21 protein-coding genes are annotated in these 19,242 nt (G+C 43.6%); 10 read left to right on the top strand and 11 right to left on the bottom strand.

What is annotated here, in order from left to right; translation table 11 throughout:
- Positions 1-36 precede the first annotated feature (36 nt).
- Positions 37-945 (top strand): glutaminase B, encoded by a 909-nt coding sequence (glsB, locus tag Q4561_RS04445; RefSeq protein ID WP_303457870.1) that lies wholly within the window; start codon positions 37-39, stop codon positions 943-945.
- On the opposite strand, the gene Q4561_RS04440 is transcribed toward glsB, so the two are convergent.
- From Q4561_RS04440 to Q4561_RS04400, 9 genes are all read right to left on the bottom strand, one after another.
- Positions 939-1,637 carry a VC0807 family protein gene (locus Q4561_RS04440; protein WP_303457868.1) on the bottom strand — a complete coding sequence of 233 codons (699 nt, stop codon included), beginning with the start codon at positions 1,635-1,637 and terminating at the stop codon, positions 939-941. The genes glsB and Q4561_RS04440 overlap by 7 nt on opposite strands.
- A gap of 63 nt (positions 1,638-1,700) precedes the next feature.
- Positions 1,701-2,240: a rhomboid family intramembrane serine protease gene (locus tag Q4561_RS04435; RefSeq protein ID WP_303457866.1), complete on the bottom strand. Its 540-nt coding sequence runs from the start codon at positions 2,238-2,240 to the stop codon at positions 1,701-1,703.
- A gap of 66 nt (positions 2,241-2,306) precedes the next feature.
- Positions 2,307-3,476, bottom strand: coding sequence for a glutathionylspermidine synthase family protein (locus Q4561_RS04430; protein WP_303457865.1), 1,170 nt, complete (start codon positions 3,474-3,476; stop codon positions 2,307-2,309).
- A gap of 2 nt (positions 3,477-3,478) precedes the next feature.
- The gene (locus tag Q4561_RS04425; protein WP_303458121.1) at positions 3,479-4,144 is read right to left on the bottom strand and encodes a DUF1190 family protein; all 666 of its coding nucleotides are present in this window, start codon (positions 4,142-4,144) and stop codon (positions 3,479-3,481) included.
- 36 nt (positions 4,145-4,180) lie between these two features.
- Positions 4,181-4,597, bottom strand: coding sequence for a DUF350 domain-containing protein (locus Q4561_RS04420; RefSeq protein ID WP_303457863.1), 417 nt, complete (start codon positions 4,595-4,597; stop codon positions 4,181-4,183).
- A 24-nt stretch (positions 4,598-4,621) separates the two neighbouring features.
- Positions 4,622-5,266, bottom strand: coding sequence for a YjfK family protein (locus Q4561_RS04415; protein ID WP_303457862.1), 645 nt, complete (start codon positions 5,264-5,266; stop codon positions 4,622-4,624).
- Between the two features lie 14 nt (positions 5,267-5,280).
- On the bottom strand, positions 5,281-6,336 hold the full coding sequence (locus tag Q4561_RS04410; RefSeq protein ID WP_303457861.1) for a potassium channel family protein: 1,056 nt from the start codon (positions 6,334-6,336) through the stop codon (positions 5,281-5,283).
- Positions 6,337-6,439: 103 nt separating this feature from the next.
- Entirely contained in the window at positions 6,440-7,120 is a 681-nt protein-coding gene (locus Q4561_RS04405) for a PspA/IM30 family protein (RefSeq protein ID WP_303457860.1), read from the bottom strand.
- 23 nt (positions 7,121-7,143) lie between these two features.
- A complete protein-coding gene (locus tag Q4561_RS04400; RefSeq protein ID WP_062087694.1) occupies positions 7,144-7,533 on the bottom strand; it encodes a DUF2170 family protein in 390 nt (129 codons plus the stop codon).
- A 237-nt stretch (positions 7,534-7,770) separates the two neighbouring features.
- Between Q4561_RS04400 and Q4561_RS04395 the strand changes: the two genes are divergently transcribed.
- The 6 genes from Q4561_RS04395 (at position 7,771) to secF (ending at position 13,947) form a co-directional block, all read left to right on the top strand.
- Positions 7,771-7,983, top strand: a complete 213-nt coding sequence (locus Q4561_RS04395; protein ID WP_232043593.1) for a DUF6471 domain-containing protein — start codon at positions 7,771-7,773, stop codon at positions 7,981-7,983.
- Between the two features lie 394 nt (positions 7,984-8,377).
- Entirely contained in the window at positions 8,378-9,442 is a 1,065-nt protein-coding gene (queA, locus tag Q4561_RS04390; RefSeq protein ID WP_303457858.1) for a tRNA preQ1(34) S-adenosylmethionine ribosyltransferase-isomerase QueA, read from the top strand.
- A gap of 178 nt (positions 9,443-9,620) precedes the next feature.
- Positions 9,621-10,733, top strand: coding sequence for a tRNA guanosine(34) transglycosylase Tgt (gene tgt, locus Q4561_RS04385; RefSeq protein WP_303457856.1), 1,113 nt, complete (start codon positions 9,621-9,623; stop codon positions 10,731-10,733).
- A 24-nt stretch (positions 10,734-10,757) separates the two neighbouring features.
- Positions 10,758-11,096 (top strand): preprotein translocase subunit YajC, encoded by a 339-nt coding sequence (yajC, locus tag Q4561_RS04380; protein WP_303457855.1) that lies wholly within the window; start codon positions 10,758-10,760, stop codon positions 11,094-11,096.
- A gap of 55 nt (positions 11,097-11,151) precedes the next feature.
- Positions 11,152-12,996, top strand: coding sequence for a protein translocase subunit SecD (gene secD / locus Q4561_RS04375; protein WP_303457854.1), 1,845 nt, complete (start codon positions 11,152-11,154; stop codon positions 12,994-12,996).
- A 9-nt stretch (positions 12,997-13,005) separates the two neighbouring features.
- The gene (gene secF, locus Q4561_RS04370; protein WP_303457852.1) at positions 13,006-13,947 is read left to right on the top strand and encodes a protein translocase subunit SecF; all 942 of its coding nucleotides are present in this window, start codon (positions 13,006-13,008) and stop codon (positions 13,945-13,947) included.
- Between the two features lie 80 nt (positions 13,948-14,027).
- Here secF and Q4561_RS04365 read toward each other — a convergent pair whose 3' ends face one another.
- Entirely contained in the window at positions 14,028-14,933 is a 906-nt protein-coding gene (locus Q4561_RS04365) for a LytTR family transcriptional regulator DNA-binding domain-containing protein (RefSeq protein ID WP_303457850.1), read from the bottom strand.
- 107 nt (positions 14,934-15,040) lie between these two features.
- Here Q4561_RS04365 and Q4561_RS04360 point away from each other — a divergent pair, with 107 nt between their 5' ends.
- A complete protein-coding gene (locus Q4561_RS04360) occupies positions 15,041-16,375 on the top strand; it encodes an acyltransferase family protein (RefSeq protein WP_303457848.1) in 1,335 nt (444 codons plus the stop codon).
- 42 nt (positions 16,376-16,417) lie between these two features.
- Here the strand turns inward: Q4561_RS04360 and suhB are convergent, their stop codons facing one another.
- On the bottom strand, positions 16,418-17,194 hold the full coding sequence (suhB, locus tag Q4561_RS04355; protein ID WP_303457846.1) for an inositol-1-monophosphatase: 777 nt from the start codon (positions 17,192-17,194) through the stop codon (positions 16,418-16,420).
- A 266-nt stretch (positions 17,195-17,460) separates the two neighbouring features.
- On the opposite strand from suhB, the gene trmJ reads away from it, so the two are divergent.
- Positions 17,461-18,222: a tRNA (cytosine(32)/uridine(32)-2'-O)-methyltransferase TrmJ gene (gene trmJ, locus Q4561_RS04350; RefSeq protein WP_303457844.1), complete on the top strand. Its 762-nt coding sequence runs from the start codon at positions 17,461-17,463 to the stop codon at positions 18,220-18,222.
- Between the two features lie 23 nt (positions 18,223-18,245).
- Positions 18,246-19,070: a serine O-acetyltransferase gene (gene cysE / locus Q4561_RS04345; RefSeq protein ID WP_303457842.1), complete on the top strand. Its 825-nt coding sequence runs from the start codon at positions 18,246-18,248 to the stop codon at positions 19,068-19,070.
- Positions 19,071-19,242: the final 172 nt, after the last annotated feature.

Here is a 19,242-nt window from a genome sequence, read left to right as displayed (position 1 = left end):
ACTAAAGGAAACTAGCACTAAAGGAAACCAGCGTTAATGCTTACATTGTTAGAAGCCATTTTTGATGAAGTAAAACCTATGCTAGGAGAGGGTAAAGTCGCAGACTATATTCCAGCACTAGCCAGTGTGAACCCCCATCAATTTGGTATTGCTATTTGTGATATTGAAGGTCACATCACGTCAATTGGTGACGCTGATGTGCCTTTTTCTATTCAAAGTATTTCCAAAGTATTTAACCTAGTACTCGCCATGAATCACTATGGCGAGAGCATGTGGGAACGGGTAGGGTGTGAGCCGTCAGGCTTACCCTTTAACTCGCTGGTGCAGCTGGAATATGAAAATGGTATTCCACGAAACCCATTTATTAATGCAGGGGCGCTAGTGGTCAGTGATATGACGCAGTCTCGCTTTGCGTCGCCTCACATTGGTATGCGAGATTTTGTCAGACGCTTAGCGTGTAATGAGCAAATCTTTGCTAATAAAGTGGTTGCCGATTCAGAGTTCGAGCATCGGGCCAGAAATGCTGCTATGGCGTATTTAATGAAAGCTTACAGCAACTTCGAGAACGAAGTTGAAGATGTACTACATAGCTACTTCAATAACTGTGCATTAGAAATGAGCTGTATTGATTTAGCGCGAGCGACTAATTTTCTCGCAAATCGCGGTTATTCAAACTGTGCTGGAGAACAAGTATTAAGCCCAGATCAAAACCGCCAAGTAAACGCCCTATTAGCGACAAGTGGCATGTACGATGAAGCAGGCAGCTTTGCGTTTAAGGTAGGCCTACCGGGTAAAAGTGGGGTAGGGGGCGGCATTATTGCAGTGGTACCAGGCCGCTTTTCTATTTGTGTATTTTCACCGGCGCTAAACGCGGTAGGAAACTCTCTGTTAGGTGTTGCTGCGCTAACGTCATTGAGCAAGCGCATCAATTGGTCGGTTTACTGATTAATAAAGTCATCCAACTCTTCGCCAGTAATTTTCTTTATCTGGCTAAATAAATACCACAGGGCTGCAATAAGCAAAATCATGCTTGGAATGACGATGACGGGGTAACTTAACGCTGTCATTCTTCCCAGCTCTTCGGTGTAAGCCGTAGTGCCAGGTTCGCTTACCAGAATTACCTTTGCCAGAATATAATTGAGGGCTGAGGATAGGAAGAATGAGCTGGCCACAATATAAGAACTCACTGCGACTTTGCGTTTAAACAAGGCTTGCTTGTTCTGTGCATCGAGCACGCTATTTAGGTGCGGCCAATTTATAATTTGGTCGTTCAGAATAAGCATTTTTACCAGTGGCTTTTCAGTATACTGGGTTATCAATACTGCTAAACCAATAGCCGCAGGAATAGCTGCCTCTTTAATAGCAATGTACTCAGCAGGTAGTTTTAACAAACTAAAACCACCGGTAAGCAATACACTAATAATACCTAAAATAGAGAAGCCATTTACTTTGCCTGATGCTTTTAAATCCCAAAGTCCATAACCGATAGGGAAAGCAAGTGCGGCGACAATACTCCATTCTGGGCCTAAGTAATCTTCAGAGCTTGCATAGCTCATTAGCACTACGGGTATAATAATATTGAAAGCAAGGTTGCCGAAAAAGCCCTGATTTTTTTGCTGCGATTGTACTTCTGCCATAACGCCTTTATCTTTCTCTTAATAGCCGCACTGTTTAATGAGCCTCAATTATACGGCATACATTCAGCGTGCCCAGTGCCAAGCGGCAAATAACCCACCTAAAAAGCCAAAAAAATGATATTCAAATGAAATAAATCGTGAGGTTGGCAATATTCCTACTAACATTCCGCCATATACTATGGCGACAATGATAGAAATGAGCAGGTATTTAACTTTTTTACTCTTAAAACCTGCTAATACCAAAAAACCAAAGTAACCATAAACCATTCCGCTAGCACCAATATGCATAGCGCTTCTGCCGAAAATCCACACACCCAGACCACCAATGATTAACGCGCTGGCCGTAGCGATAAAGAAAGTGCGCTTTCCCCATTGCATAGTAAGCCACATGAACAGCAAAAGCGGGATAAAGTTAGCCATTAGGTGCGACGGTGTGCCATGCAAAAAGGGGGCGGTGAATATATACGGCAAATGAGATAAGGAGCGGGGATATACACCAAACTGATTTAAGCTATTACCAGTAACAAGGTTCACTATTTCTATTAAAATTAGAACAGCACCTAAGGTAAGTAACACGCGAAGTTGAAATGATAATGGCTTCATATACAGAATTTTATTCCTTTGTTATGACACTTAGCCTTAGCGAAATCATTGGCTGTGTAACCTAAGTTACAAGATGATATGCGGCAAGTATCGAGACAAATCTTGCGTAATAGCGTTGCTATCCTCGCGAACCGAAATTCCTGCGGGCATGTCATCCACTAACCAACTCCCAATAAGCGTATGGTTACCGTCAAACACAGGTAAGGGGTGAAAGGCTTGTACAATAAACCCCTCTTCTCCATACGGTCCTGGGCTCAATTCCGATTCCTTTCCATTTTCAATCAATGAGATATTCGCGCCTTCTCTGGAAAATAGTGGTTTCTTAACCCATTTGCCTGAATGTTTTGCATCATGAGGAATATCGTCAGCAAAATAGGAGGGTAATAAATTAGGATGGCCTTCAAATTTCTGCCACAACAAGGGCAGCAATGCCTTATTTGAAATAATAGATTTCCACGCAGGCTCTAGCCAATTTACTTCTGCATCACCTAATACATCCCCGAACTCTTCTCGTAGAATAAACTCCCAAGGATAGAGCTTAAAACAGTCGGTAATGGGGGCATCGGCAAGGTCGGTAAATACGCCAGTATCTGCTAAACCAATATCTTCAATAAAAACAAAGTCGCTTTTAATACCAGCTTCACGCGCACAGTCTTGTAAATACTGCACCGTACCGCGATCTTCTTCTGTGTCTTTACAGCAAGAAAAGTGCATTTGATTAAGCTGATAGTGCTGGGCTATTTCACCGAAGCGAAACACCAGCTTTTCTTGCAGGCTATTAAATTGATCCGCATTTCGCGCTAAAACACCCGCATTCACTTGTTGTTCTAACCATAGCCATTGCCAAAAACCAGACTCGTACAAGCTGGTGGGCGTATCTGCATTGTTTTCAAGTAATTTGGCTGGGCCTGTGCCTGAGTAAACTAAATCTAGGCGGGAGTACAAGCTAGGATCGCGGTTGCGCCAACTGTCTCTCACTAATCCCCAATGAGCTTCGGGGATAGAAAAGCGGGTGAGTAACTGCTCACTATTGACTACATCATCAACCACGGCCAAACACATTTGGTGAAGCTCGGCGGTGGGATCTTCAATGTCTTTTTCAATTTGCGCTAAGGTGAATTGGTAGTACGCACTTTCATCCCAGTAGGGTTCGCCATACATGGTATGAAAGTGAAAACCAAACTCACCGGCCAACTGCTGCCAGCCTTTGCGAGGCTGGCATGGCATTCTAAACATGGCTATCCGCCCCAACTGCCTTTACGTGAGCTACTGCCCCACGATGATTTTGCCCTAACACTACTACCGAAACCGCCGCGTTTCATTGTGCGGTTTACCGTAGGTTTAGGTTTCAGTGTATCTGAGCCCACTTTGTAATTGCGCTTGCGAATATCACCGCTAAACACGTTGCCATCTGCGGTAACCCAACGAGAACGATAAGAAGAGTAGGGTGAGTATGAGGTATAGAGTGGCTGTGAGTAATAACGATTTGGCGATAACAACTGGCTTACCATAAAGCCAGCCATAAAGGGCATAAATACACTGCCAGAATTGGTGTTCACCGTACGACATTGGTTGGCACCAAATTCGTACTCACAATCGTATTCGCTATTAAAGCGAGGGCTGGTGCGCATCGCTTCTTCTGTCGCGGTTTTATAAGCCGCATCACAGCGCTCTACTGCATCAGGGAAGTCACGCTTGCAATCCTCTAATGAGGTATAAATTTGCGCGTCTTGTTTCTCTTCACCGCAGGCAGTGAGAAAAACACTGGCAATACCAATAGCCAATGGTTTTAACGCATAGCTTTTACGCATGCGAGACAGATTAATACCTGAACTGCGTTTGCGGCTGGTGGTAGCAATACCTGATTTATTATCTGCCATATCGCCTTGTATATTATCTTGCATATTGTGTGATTTATTTGAATTTGTCATGGCTCCCCCTTAATAGGTCATGCATGCCGCATTTAATAAACCCACTGCAATAGACATACTGGCTAGCATTACACCCGCAGATACTTCATTTTCATTAATACGCTGTGCAATTCTTGGCATAAACGTAAAACGTAATAATGCAAAAGCTAGTGATTGCGCAATAATAGCGACGACTGCCCAGATAACGAAATCAACAATAGCTACAGAGTTAGATGCTGCGCTACCTAGCGCAATGGCAAATCCAATGATTGCACCGCCGAAGCCAATAGCCGCCGCCACATTTTTTTCTTCTTTTACCAGCTTCCACTCATCATGAGGGGTCACTAGTGCGTACACTAATTTGAAAACAAAAAGGAAAACAATTGAGAGCCCAAAATACAATGCGAAATTATCTAATCCGCTTAGCGAGTTCATAATAGTGTCCATATAACTTCCTTACCCTTTTAGTCGTTAACCATTTATTGTGATATCTGCAGGCTCTACATCAAACCCTGTGGAGATAACTAGACAACGGTCGAAGTTGCTTCCTACCAACTTTTCTTCGCCCGCTACCAGTAATGATTCCACTCTATCATTTTCTATCTCTCGTTCGTAGAGCATCATAAATTGATCGGTAGTGCTAACATCTTCATCTTCTTCGTAGGTGGTTTCTGTTACTGCCACGGGCGGTGATTCAGCCCCTACCGCTTCCCAAACCCGCTTAAATACTTTGCCATCAAGGGTGTAAGTGGGTTGGCTAATCAAAGAGTTTACGCAAGATTTCCATTGTTGTTCACTGCCAATAGTTTCTGTACTGTAAAAATGCCACAGTTTAACGTCAGTAATGTGGTTTTCAGTAAGCCCGCCATCTAATACAACTTGCAGAAAAGCGTCATCATCAGTGTAAAAACGCAGCAAAGTACCGCCAGTATCAAGGGGCGCTTCGCCAACAGCTTGAATTAGTTGTGAACGAGCAGCGCCTTCTATCGTGAGCGATGGCTCAAGTAGCGACAGCTTTAAATTATCTAGCTCGAATGAACCACCTAGGTATAATCCCATCACTTCTGGGGCTTTTGGTTTTTCGGGCTCTTTTTTCTTAAATAATTTACTAAACACAATACACTCCTGTGCTATTCGGCGTCTAACGATGGCCAGTTGATAGCTTTAATGCGCCTGTCGGCAATGTAAAATAAAGTATCGCCAGGTGCTAACGTCGACTCCAGCGGCGGGTTTACCACCATTTCTTTTACTTGTCCGCCTGGGGCATAACCTATGAATATGGCATCGTGACGGCGCTTTAAGTTCATAAATAATTTGGCGACAGAAATGGTTGGGCTATCGCTAGGAATTTTTACTGAAAATTGGGCTTGGCCTTCATCTACGCTGAGTAAGTCGTGATGCAACATACTGGAACCAGGGTCAAACGCCGCTTTGGCTAGCATTTCAACGGCCACACTCGGCGTACATTCCACCTTCGGGCAATGTTCCTGTAGCAAACCTACCAGGCTATCGTCGTTAAAATAGGCTACCTGATGAGCTTCTGGATTCCGCTTTGAACAATACAATGCGGTAGTCATAGTCACGTCGTCTTGTGGATTGTCAATAAGAATCGTTTGCGCTGAATCTATACAGGCCCTGTCCATATCGTCATCTTTATTAAACGAATCTACCTTTACGAATTCAATAACACCAGGCATGGGGTTAGTAATGTCGGCTTTTACACACAACACAATGTCCGGTTGTTCAGACATGTCTTGCCGCTCTTGCAGTAATAAATTGAGCAGCAGCATGGTGCGTTGCTCATTCCAACCAATAACTAAAATATGCTTACTAACGTGAAGGCTTGTCATGCCCATGACCCCTTTTCTCCATTGTCCAGATACCCAGGCAGCAATTCGACCAATAACCATGGCAAAAATACTTAGTCCTAGCGGAATAACATAAAATGCAACGATGAGTTTGCCGGCAGATGTGGTGGGCGATAAGTCGCCATAACCTACCGTAGATGCGGTGACTGCTAACCAGTAAATAAAATCGGCTTGTGCAATTAATGCATTTTCATTGGCGGCATAAAGTAGCCAGTAACTACTCACACCATAAAATGCGGTGGCACCTAAGATGGTATACCAGCGAGACTCGGCGAAATACTGCAACATTATTTTGCGCAGTTTTGTCCATTGCGACATAGCGAGAAACAACCTTTGTTTGTCTTTTCTTAACTGTGCCTTTAAGCGGGGGATATGTCTATAAAAGACAAAGCGGGAGCCTAAGCTCCCGTTAAATATTACTTTATTTGCCTAAAATACGAGCAAGTTCATCATCGGCAGATGTTTTACCACCTTTAATACCGGCTTCTGAAAGTCGCTTCTCTAAATCGCTGCTCGACTCTTCAGTGGCTAGTTCTTCAGCCGCTTGAAGTTCAGCAGTACGCATTTTCTGTTTATCTTGAATGCGAGATAACGATTCTGTCGCGGTTTTCATTTTACTGTTCGCGCCCATATGGCGAGATGAAACCGCAACTTGTGCTTTTTGTACACTTTCAGTGGCTTTTACCATATCCACTTGCTGCTCTAAGCGACGTAAGTTCGCTTTCGCTTGCTGAATATTTTGCGCCAATTGCTTTTCTGATGTTTGGAACTGATCAAGGTACGCTTGTTCTTGCGATTGTTCTTCCTTCAATTCAGACACCTTCTGAGCACAATCAAGCGCGAGTTGGCGATCGTTATCAATCGCTTTACGCGCATGCGCTTCATATTCTGAAATGGAAGAGTTAAAGCTAGCAACTTTTTGCTGCGACAACTTACATTTCGCTAAAATCTGTGTTCTTGCATGATCAGATTTACGTAACTCTTCTTTAGCTTCTCTAATTTCCTGCTCCAGAATACGGATAGCCTGGCTATCTACTACCGACTGTGCCGCTTCGTTGGCACCACCCTTTACTGCAGTAACTAATTTTTTCCAAACTGACATTCGCTTCTCCTTCGAAGTAAATATTAACTAAGGTGTGTTTCGTAGGCATCTAAAAATGATGCAACGTTCTGAAACAGTGTTTCTACTTCAATCACAATACTTTCTGACTTCGACTGTGCACTTAGGGCACCAAAGGCAACGTAATACTCTTCGTCACCAACAGTCGAAATGCCTACCGTGGTTAATGGGAACAGCATATGGGTAGATAAAATCTCGTGATCTAAAGCCGCTTTGTCTTTCACTTCTGATGAAGCAAACAATAAGGTTTCTACTAAAATTTGCTCGCCGCTTATAGCTAGCCACGCGTCGATACCATCTTGATTCGCAATGAGTAAACAGTTTTCCTCACGCGTCACCACAAAGTCATCGTGCCCTTTAAACAAAGATTCGATGCTCTCTAGATCCCAACTCATACAGTTCTCCTTTTCGATTGAAGCGATAATGTCGAGTGCCACTGTAACCACAATTTCCGCACTCGCCAATATTCTTGACTTGCAGTGTAGACCCATTATGCCATAATCGTCAACAACGAATACGCTTTAAATGTGTAAAAAAGTGTGTTTTTGTAAATCATACGTCACAAATGGGGTGTTAAATTGAGTGCTAAAAATGCATGGCGACAAACCGTAGCACGACTCGTTAAGTCTGAAATGTCTGTGCGTGGAGTAAAATATCAAGCGCTCAGCCAGCGTTTAGCCGACATTGGCGTAGAACAAAGCGCTGATAATCTGAGGAACAAGGTAAACAAAGGAATTATGGGGGCAGACCTATTAGTACAAATATTATACGTACTAAAAGCGCGAGCGGTGGATGCGGCATTAATCGAAGAAATCTTAACTGATCTTGACGATACAAACAGGTAAAATGCCCCCATCACATGGATTAAGAAATAAAGTCAACGTTCATGATTGACGATGAGCAATAAATGAGCGAAAAAAAACCCGACAAATGTCGGGTCTAAGATAAGGAATGTTAAGGGAGAACATCATCACTATCTGAAACGTATCTTAACCGTTTAAGGTTTTTTCTTCTATCGCTGCATGATATTTAACCGTATTGTGTCCTATAAGTAGGTATTGGAAATTATACATCTCTACTTTAGGCTAGTGGAAGTAAGTGTTTGAATGGTGTTGGGTAAGTTTATAAATGTGTGTTCTACTCAAAGTTGCCTTTTCGAGTGGTAACTTAAATTTACTTAATATAAGACTTTGGTCTTAATCCTTTAGTTAATTATGGCACCAGCAAAGTTAATACAATATGAAATTATCAGATTACCGTTTTACGCTTCCCGAGCACCTTATTGCTAAGTATCCCACTGAAAGTAGAACGGCCAGTCGTTTACTACTGTTAGATGGCAAAACTGGCACTGTTACGCATTCCATGTTCAATGACATGCTGTCGTTACTGGACAGCGGCGACCTACTGGTTTTTAACAATACTCGGGTTATCCCAGCGCGATTATTGGGCAAAAAGGAAACCGGTGGCCAAGTTGAGGTGCTTATTGAGCGTATTTTAACTGAGCACACCGCCCTTGCGCATGTACGAGCGAGCAAAGCACCAAAACCCGGCACTCGCTTATTGCTAGAGGAGCATGTGAATATTACCGTTGAAGGGCGTGACGATGCCTTGTTTCTATTACGCTTTGACCATGAAGAGACGGCGCTTTCATTATTAGAACAGTATGGCCATATGCCATTGCCTCCTTATATAGACCGCCCTGATGAGTCTACCGACAAAGAACGTTATCAAACGGTATACAACGAAACGCCAGGAGCAGTAGCGGCCCCAACTGCAGGCTTGCATTTCGATGACGATATGTTGGCCGCACTAAAAGCAAAGGGCGTGAATTTAGCCTTTGTCACCTTGCACGTTGGCGCGGGGACTTTTCAGCCAGTGCGGGTGGAAAATATTGAAGAGCATAAAATGCATGCTGAATACGCTGAAGTATCCCAAGACGTGGTTGATGCCGTATTAGCAACTAAAGCGAATGGCAAGCGAGTTATTGCGGTAGGGACTACATCGGTTCGTTCGTTGGAATCAGCAGCTAAAGCCAGCGCTGAACTAGCGATTGACAATGGCGATACTGAAAATCCTGTCATTGCGCCGTTTTATTCAGATACCGAAATTTTTATCTACCCAGGTTTTACCTTTAGAGTGGTTGATGCCATGTTCACTAACTTTCATTTACCTGAATCGACCCTCATGATGTTAATTAGTGCCTTCGCAGGCAGAGAAAACGTGATGAGCGCTTATGAACAAGCTATTGAAAAAGAATATCGTTTCTTTAGTTACGGCGACAGTATGTTTATTGAAAAAGCCTAGTTGATAACCGATATAAAAGTGTTATTTGCGAGAATAGGGAAGGGGATGAGCTTCCAATTTCTTTATCTTAACGATAAACATGCGTATTGGGCATGATCTCACCAGAATAACTGGTATAATCGCCGGCAATTTCGTTTGACCCAGCGCCAGAAGGCGCGCTTGATTGGGAACGCTTTACATGCAATTTGAGTTGTTAAAAACCGATGGTAAAGCCAGACGTGGACGTTTGGTTTTTGATCGTGGTGTGGTAGAAACCCCGGCATTTATGCCTGTAGGTACCTACGGCACAGTAAAAGGGATGACCCCTGAAGAGTTAGAGGACAGTGGCGCGCATATTTGCCTTGGCAATACGTTTCACTTGATGTTGCGCCCAGGCACAGGCGTTATTCGCCAGCATGGCGACCTGCATGACTTTATGCATTGGGACAAACCTATTCTTACCGATTCAGGTGGTTTCCAAGTATTCAGTTTAGGTGACTTACGTAAAATTACTGAAGAAGGGGTAACCTTCCGTTCGCCAATTAACGGCGAAAAGATTTTACTTACGCCTGAAAAATCAATGGAAGTGCAGCGCGATCTAGGCTCCGACATTGTCATGATTTTCGACGAGTGCACGCCTTATCCTGCTACTGAACAGGAAGCGCGAGTATCGATGGAAATGTCACTGCGCTGGGCTAAGCGAAGCAAAGCGTCACATGGTGACAACCCTGCCGCGTTGTTCGGTATTATTCAAGGTGGCATGTACGAAGGTTTGCGCGATGTATCGTTAGCCGGCCTTGAAGACATCGGTTTCGACGGTTATGCCATTGGCGGTTTATCGGTGGGTGAACCTAAAGAAGATATGATTCGAATTATTGATCATACTGCGCCACAAATTCCAGAAGACAAGCCCCGCTATTTAATGGGTGTGGGTAAGCCAGAAGATATCGTTGAAGCGGTTCGCCGTGGTATCGATATGTTCGATTGCGTTATGCCAACCCGTAATGCTAGAAACGGTCACTTATTTGTTACCGATGGCGTGGTAAAAATTCGTAATGCGGTACACCGCAACGATACCTCGCCCCTTGATGAAAAGTGTGATTGTTACACTTGTAAAAACTATTCTCGCTCTTATCTACATCATCTAGATAAGTGTAATGAGATTTTGGGTGCGCGTTTAAACACCATCCATAACCTTCGCTACTACCAACGTGTTATGCAAGGTCTTCGCGATGCTATTGAAGCAGATTCGTTGGACGATTTCGTACACACTTTCTATGAACAAAAAAATATGCCGGTTCCGGCACTATAACAACGAAAATAATTGGGGAATTTTATGAGCCTATTTATCTCAAGCGCACATGCGCAAGCTTCTGGCGGCGCTGCACAAGGCGGTGGCATGGAAATGATCATCATGTTGGCCGTGTTCGGTTTAATCTTTTACTTCCTACTTTATCGCCCTCAAGCGAAGCGTGTAAAAGAGCATAAAAACTTAGTTACCTCACTGGGTAAAGGCGATGAAGTACTAACGCAAGGCGGTATTGTTGGTCGTATTACTAAAGTGTCTGATGAAAAAGATTTCATCGAAATTTCACTAAACGACACTAACAACATCGTTGTACAGAAATCATCTGTTACTGCTGTTTTGCCTAAAGGCACTATGAAGTCGCTGTAATTGAGAAACGCCGGGGCCGGGACCTTCCCGGTACTGGCACGAAAGGAACTATCCAGTGCTAAATAAAAATTCAATCTGGAAAGTGCTAAGTACGCTTATCGTCATTGGACTATGCGCACTTTATGCACTTCCCAACATTTACGGTGAAGATCACGCGGTGCAGATTTCTGCCGGTCGTGATGCTGTCGTTACCGAGTCGATGGTAGGCCAAGTTGAGTCTGCGTTGTCGGCTAAAGGCATTACCCCCAAACGCATCGAATTTGAAGACGAACAAATTCTTGTTCGAATTTCAGATTCAGATACTCAGCTAGTTGCCCGTGAAGTGTTAGAAGATGTTCTTGGCGACGATTATTTCGTGGCAATGAACCTTGCACCTGATACGCCAGAATGGCTTGAAGGGCTAGGTGGTACGCCAATGAAACTAGGTTTGGATTTACGCGGTGGCGTTCATTTCTTAATGGAAGTGGACATGACCGAAGTGATCACCAAGTCATTGGAAGATGCTGAAAGCGGTTTTCGTACTTCTCTTCGTGAAGAAGGCATTCGCTATCGTGGTGTAACGCAAAAAGACGACTACGTTGAAATTACCTTTCGCGATGAAGAAACCTTAGATAAAGCAGAGTTCTTCCTACGCAATCAAAATCGTGACCTTACGTTAAACCAAACTGATGATTTAGTCCTTCGCGCGGTTTTCTCTGAAGCTAAACTTCAAGAGATTCGCGAGAATGCGGTTAAGCAAAACATTACGATTATTCGTAATCGTGTTAACCAGTTAGGTGTTGCTGAGCCTTTGGTTCAAAAGCAAGGTGCTGATCGCATTGTTGTGCAACTTCCAGGTATTCAAGACACCGCTCGCGCAAAAGAAATTCTAAATGCAACGGCAACGTTAGAATTTAGAATGGTTGACCAGAAAAACGACGTACGTGACGCATTAAATGGCCGCGTACCTGCTGGATCTCAAGTTATTGAAGACCAGCAAGGCATTCCTCAGCTTCTTGAAAAACGCATCATGCTTACCGGAAGCCACATCATTGATGCGAACAGCGGTGTTGATGAGTACGGTTTGCCTAACGTTAATATTTCTCTTGATTCTGAGGGCGGCAATAAAATGTCTCGCTCAACTCGAGGCAATATTGGTAAGCCGATGGCTACGGTATTTATTGAATACAAGTCGAACGGCGAGCGTAACAAAGACGACAAGCTAATATTTGAAAAGCACGAACAGGTTATTTCTGTAGCTACTATTCGTGCACAGTTAGGCAGTAAATTTCAAATTACGGGTCTAGATTCACCGAAAGAAGCCCGTGACTTAGCCTTGTTACTCCGTGCCGGAGCATTGATTGCGCCTATTCAAATTGTTGAAGAACGCACAGTTGGGCCAAGCTTAGGTAAAGAAAATATTGAGCTAGGCACACAGGCGATTGTTTACGGCGTAATTGCTGTGCTTGTTTTCATGCTTATTTACTACAAGGCGTTTGGTATTGTGGCGAATGTTGCTCTTATCACTAACTTAGTGATGATAGTAGGCATTATGTCTATGATCCCAGGGGCTACGTTAACATTACCAGGTATGGCGGGTATCGTACTTACCGTCGGTATGGCAGTAGATGCCAACGTGCTGATATTTGAGCGTATTCGAGAAGAATTGCGAGATGGACGTAGTCCACAACAAGCTATTCATCAGGGGTACGACAGTGCATTTTCTACCATCCTTGATGCCAATATTACTACCTTCCTTGCTGGGCTTATTTTGTTTGCAGTGGGAACCGGTCCAATTAAAGGCTTCTCTATTACGCTGATGATTGGTATTGCAACATCTATGTTTACTGCCATTTTGGTTACACGCGTAATTGTTAACGCAGTGTGGGGCGGCAGACGCGTAGAGAAATTGGCGATTTAGGAGCAAATTATGCAGCTATTAAACTTATCCGAAACCGTTAATTTCATGCGTCTTCGCATGCCTGCTATGGTGTTATCTACACTTCTTATTTTAGGTTCTTTTGTGTCATTAGGCGTAAATAGCTTAAATTGGGGGTTAGACTTCACTGGCGGAACCCTTATTGAAGTAGGTTACGAAGATGCAGCGAACTTAGAATCTATCCGTAAGTTACTTAATAACGCTGAATTCGAAGATGCTATTGTGCAAAACTTCGGAAGTAGCCATGAAGTACTTATTCGTATTGCCCCTCGTGATGGTGTAAAAGCAGCGACTATTGGTGAGCAAGTGCTAGAAGCACTTCGCGCCGATGGTACCGTTGTTGATATGCGTCGTATTGAATTTGTGGGGCCAAATGTGGGTGAAGAGCTTACTGAGCAAGGTGGTCTAGCCATGCTGGTAGCACTTATCTGTATTTTGATTTACGTAGCGATGCGTTTTGAATGGCGCTTTGCATTGGGCTCTGTTTCGGCTCTTGCTCACGACGTTATCTTAACACTAGGCTTGTTCTCAATATTACAGCTTGAGTTCGATTTGACGGTATTAGCGGCGGTACTCGCCGTAATAGGTTACTCGCTAAACGATACTATCGTTGTGTGTGACCGTATTCGTGAGAATTTCCGCAAGATTCGTAAGGGCGAGCCAATTGATATTATCAATATTTCGCTTACTCAAACTTTGAATCGTACAATCATTACATCACTCACCACGGTATTAGTGTTAATTGCCTTGTTCTATAAAGGTGGCGCACTCATTCACGGTTTTGCTACTGCATTATTGTTTGGTGTTGTTGTTGGTACGTATTCATCAGTTTATATTGCAAGTTCAGTGGCGTTGTCGCTGGGTATCAGCAAAGAAGACTTGATGCCACCACAGGTGGAAAAAGAAGGGGCGGATTTGGATCCTATGCCATAGGACAAACTTAAAAACTAACACCTCTTTTTTAATACATAAAAGCTAGTCAGCTACTGACTAGCTTTTTTTATATTTTCAATTTAGGCCGTAGGGGTTAAACGCGCTTTCAGCGCCTCTTTGTAACGCCTAGATACCGATACATACGTGCCATCTAGTAGTTCGGCAATACCATCTCCGCTGTCTTCAAATCGTATGTTATCTATAAGTGCGCTTTGAATAGCATAGGAACGATGAACCCGTACAAAGCCTTTTTCACTCGCGTGTTCGCAGAACTGCTTCATGGTATATCTTAACGGGAAGGTAGATTTTATTGTGTGTAGATTAATGTAATTGCCCGACGCTTCAATCCAATATACGTCACTCAGTTTTACCAAAAATTCTTTATTAAGCTTTTTCACCAACAAATTGTTGGGCATGGATGGAGAATGCTCTTCATCAGAACCATGCTTTTCAGAGGTATTATGCTCGCGAATAATAGAGGCTTCACCTATAAGTCTGCGATAGCTGAACATGATGATGTAGTAAAATGTGATTAGGGTAATGTAACCCCATAAATCTTTGCGGTACTCATAGAAAAATTCACTGGCCAGCGGTCCGAAATCGTATTCTTTCTCAGACAGTAAATAGCCAGTTTCGCGGAATGTCACCATCAAGGTTACATGTGCGAGTGAGAATAAACTCGCGAACACAAAATGCCATACAAGCCATGCTTTTGCTCCATAAGTGCAGCCATCAAGTTTTCGAACCAATAGTATAAGAGGAACAACCATCAGTGCGGTAGCCAGTGCACTGGTGTACTCCCATAAATAAGGTTCCCACAAGTGAGTTGTATTATTAGGATCTCTTGTTAATTCAGTCCAATCAGAAGCCGCGTTTATAGAGTTGTTCACAAATAAATAAAATACCAACAATAGAAACGCTGCCCATTGATGGTAGCGCTCGGTATCCCGAAAAAACTGACTGAGTTTTTCATCCCTTCTACCCACCGCTTACCCCTTAAATCCTATTCTTTCGTCACTTTCCGCTAGTGCGAGTGAAAAATTCTTCGTTAAATCAAACTTCGTAACCACATTATTGAATAGGACAAGCAGTAATGACGCAAGTATTAAATAGCGGAGGACTAAACAGCGAAGAAAGAGCCCGATACCATTCCATTGATGCGCTAAGGGTTATTGCATTTGGTGTTTTGATTTTGTATCACATTGGCATGTATTACGTTTTGGAGTGGGGGTGGCATATCAAAAGCGATCATCCGCAGGCGTGGTTACAAGACGTGATGGTTTTAACGAGCCAATGGCGAATGTCACTGTTGTTTTTAATTTCTTCAATGGTACTTACGGTGCTGTTGACTCGCGTTGGGCTTCGGCCGATTTTGTTTTTTAAACGTGCTGGTGGGTTAATAGCCCAGCGAACACAGCGCTTATTAATTCCATTGATATTTGGCATGTTTGTGATCGTTGCCCCACAAGTTTACATTGAGTGGACCGTTAATGGGGTGATTGATACCTCATTTATGCAGTTCTATGAAGGATACATTAACCCCAATACCCAGTGGCTTACCGAGCGCCATTCTGACATAGGCCTACTCACTTGGAATCATCTTTGGTTTCTACCGTATTTGTGGGTGTATTCGATTTTGCTCGTGTTGTTATTTCCTCTAATTGCTCAAGTACGAAAGTCCTCAATGGGCATTGCCGTTTTTGCATTTGTGACCTGCACCGCAATGGTCGCCATCTGGTTATTGCTGCGTAGTAAGTATCCGACCACTCATGATTTACTTAATGATTGGTACAGTCATGCTAAGTATTTTTGGGTGATGGTAATTGGCGCAGTGGTTATCTTGCAGCCAGGGCTGTGGCAAGCACTAGAGCGCACTCGCTACGTAAGCGTGCTGGTGGCGTTATGCATGTATTCGCTTATCATCGCCGATAGGCATGACGTGTTAGGCCCCGTTGGAGATTGGATAGCTGAATTCTGGTGGTTTAAAGTGATAGTAGGCTACATTGTAGTGCTGAATCATTGGGCATGGTTAGCGGCAATATTAGGGTTTGGTAAGCGATATCTAAACAAACCAAGAGCGTGGGTGAAGTACCTAAATACCGCAGTGCTGCCATATTACATAATGCATCAAACCCTAATTGTAATGGCTGCTTATTACCTGCACTCAGTAGGTTTACCCATAAGTATTCAATTTGTACTGATATTGCTGGTAACGCTAATTGGCTGTGCACTTACATTTGAGCTTGTAAAAAGAAATGCTATAACGCGGTTGTTGTTCGGCTTGAAGGTACAAAAAGCAAAGATCGAAAATGAAAGGCGCTTTGATAGTGGCAGTGACAGTAAAAGTGAGAGAACGGCTTGCGCTTTTTATCACGAAGGTCATCACGAAGGTGCGACAACAATATCAGAAACAAAAAAAGCGGTGTAGTGACACCGCTTTCCAATCAACATTTTAATGTAGGTAGTAAACTTATTTTAAGTGTTTAACTAAACCTTGAACAACCTTGGCGCTACCTGCAACAATTTCACCACTATACAGAGGGTCGTTGTTACCTTTAAAGTCGGTGACTAGACCGCCTGCTTCACGAACAATCAATTCGCCCGCTGCGATATCCCACGTTTTAATACCACGTTCCCAATAACCGTCGTGACGGCCAGCGGCAACATAAGCTAAATCTAACGCTGCGCTACCCGCACGGCGAATATCACCACATTCGTGGAAGATTTTGTTTAGGCTAAGCGCATACTCACCAAATTTTGCTTTGTTCTTAAACGGCATACCGGTGGCAAGTATCGTTTCATTCAAATCACGAGGCTTAGACGCACGAATACGGTAACCATTCAACTGAGCACCTTGACCACGGCTTGCGGTGAATAATTCGCTTCGGATAGGATCGAATACAACAGCTTGGTCTAGACGACCTTTGTGAAGTAATGCAATAGAAACGGCAAAGTGAGGAATGCCTTTAATGAAATTGGTGGTGCCATCTAGCGGGTCGATAATCCACTGAAAGTCAGTGTCTGCACCGGCAGTTTCACCAGACTCTTCGCCCAAAAAGCAGTGATTTGGGAATGATTGCTGAATTTTAGCAATAATAGCTTGTTCAGCTTCTTTATCAATTTGCGTAACGAAGTCGTTAGCGCCTTTAGATTCAGTTGCTACTTCGTTGTGTTTTTCGAAACCACGAACAATAATTGTGCCAGCCGCACGCGCTGCGCGCACCGCAATATTCAGCATAGGATGCATAGATAAACCACCAATTGTAAAAGACCAAAGAACAGACCTTGACCAAAGATTAGTTCAACATGCGTTATCCGCAAGTCTCAACTGGGCAAGGTGTTCAAAACGCGCGCATCTTAACCAGAATGGCCGAGTGATGCAAATGAAATATGGGCAGCACCGCACATCTATAAGGTAATCAAAGCATCAACCCTAGGCTACAGTTAGCCATCTATACCGCCATTGTGCTATTATTCGCTCAATATTGACGAGGCTACAGGTATTAAAAAAGCATGCTCGAGAACATTCGCATTATTTTGGTGAGTACATCACACACTGGCAACATTGGCTCTACCGCAAGAGCAATGAAAACCATGGGCTTGAGTAGCCTTTATTTAGTTAACCCTGTTCATGAGCCTGATGGCCAAGCAAGTGCTTTGGCTGCTGGGGCAGGGGACGTGTTAGCCAACGCAAAAATAGTGAACACCTTAGAAGAAGCCGTATCTGATTGTGGCTTAGTAGTGGGTACTTCAGCCCGCTCTAGAACCCACTCTTGGCCTATGCTTGGCCCGCGCGAATGTGGCGAAAAATTAGTGCAAGAAGTGAGTAACTTCCCAGTAGCATTAGTCTTTGGTCGAGAAAATAGTGGCTTGAGCAATGAAGAGTTACAGCAGTGCCATTTCCATATGTGTATTCCGGCAAACCCAGAATACAGCTCGCTTAACCTAGCTGCTGCGGTACAAACTTTATGTTACGAAATTCGTATGGCCTACCTAAATAAAGAAGCCTTGCCAACAGCCGAAGATACCTACCCGCTTAATGAAGATTTAGAACGTTTTTATACACACCTTGAATCCACTTTAGAAAGTACGTCTTTTATCCGTAAAAGCCACCCTGGCGTAGTAATGACTAAGCTTCGCCGCTTGTTCAATCGCGCGCGTCCTGAGTCGCAAGAACTTAATATTTTACGTGGTATTTTGGCATCTATTGATAAATCGGTGAAAGCCGATAATGCTCTAACTTGTGACTCAAACGAAGATAAAGAAAATAACTAATTACGAAACTAGGCGAGGCACTTGTGTTCTCCAGAATTAAAGATGACATTCAAGGGGTATTTCATCGTGACCCTGCGGCACGAAATACCTTCGAAGTTTTAACCAACTACCCAGGTTTACATGCGGTGTGGCTGCATCGTGTTAGTCACAAATTGTGGAAAGCTAATTGGAAGTGGTTGGCTCGAACCTTGTCTACGTTCAGTCGCTGGTTAACGGGTATAGAAATACACCCTGGAGCAACGTTAGGCCGCCGTGTATTTATCGACCACGGTATGGGTGTAGTGATTGGCGAAACCGCAGAAGTGGGCGACGATGTAACGCTTTATCACGGAGTGACATTAGGCGGTACAAGTTGGACGCCGGGGAAACGTCACCCTACTTTAGAAAAAGGCGCGGTAGTGGGCGCGGGCGCTAAAGTACTTGGTCCTATTACCATAGGCGAAAATGCCAAAGTTGGCTCAAATTCCGTAGTGGTAAAAGATATACCAGCAGGTGCCACTGCAGTGGGTATTCCAGGGCGTATTATTATCTCTAAGCAACAAAGTGATGCTGCGCGGGTTAACCCTAACCGCAATAAAATTGCGGAAAAATACGGTTTCGATGCTTACGCTGTTGCACCTGATAATCCAGATCCTGTCGCCAATGCAATGGGCATCATGCTTGAGCATATGCATCAAATGGACACCAAAGTGGAAGAGATGTGCAAAGTGATCCAATCTCTAGGTGGGGACGTGTGTACTGATAACTTACATAACATTTCTGCGCAAGACTTTGCAGATACGGGAATTGATTTCGGGGATCAAAGTAAAGCTAAGGCGGGTCAAGAAGCGTTTGATCCAACAATTTAGCTAACGTCCAGTGGGGAAGCTGAGCTACATACTCATGCCAATATTTTATGTTTTATCGAGCATGGATTTTTGAGCGCGGATGCAGTTGGAGTTTAATAAGCTATGCTATTTATTCAAAGTTCGTTCTAAACATTTTTTTGGCTTTCGATATTTGAGAAGCACTGAGCTCACT

This window comes from Alteromonas sp. 1_MG-2023, assembly GCF_030547075.1.
GTDB lineage: Bacteria > Pseudomonadota > Gammaproteobacteria > Enterobacterales > Alteromonadaceae > Alteromonas.
Note: the sequence above shows the minus strand (reverse complement) of the source record. Positions and strands in the feature narration are given on the sequence as shown.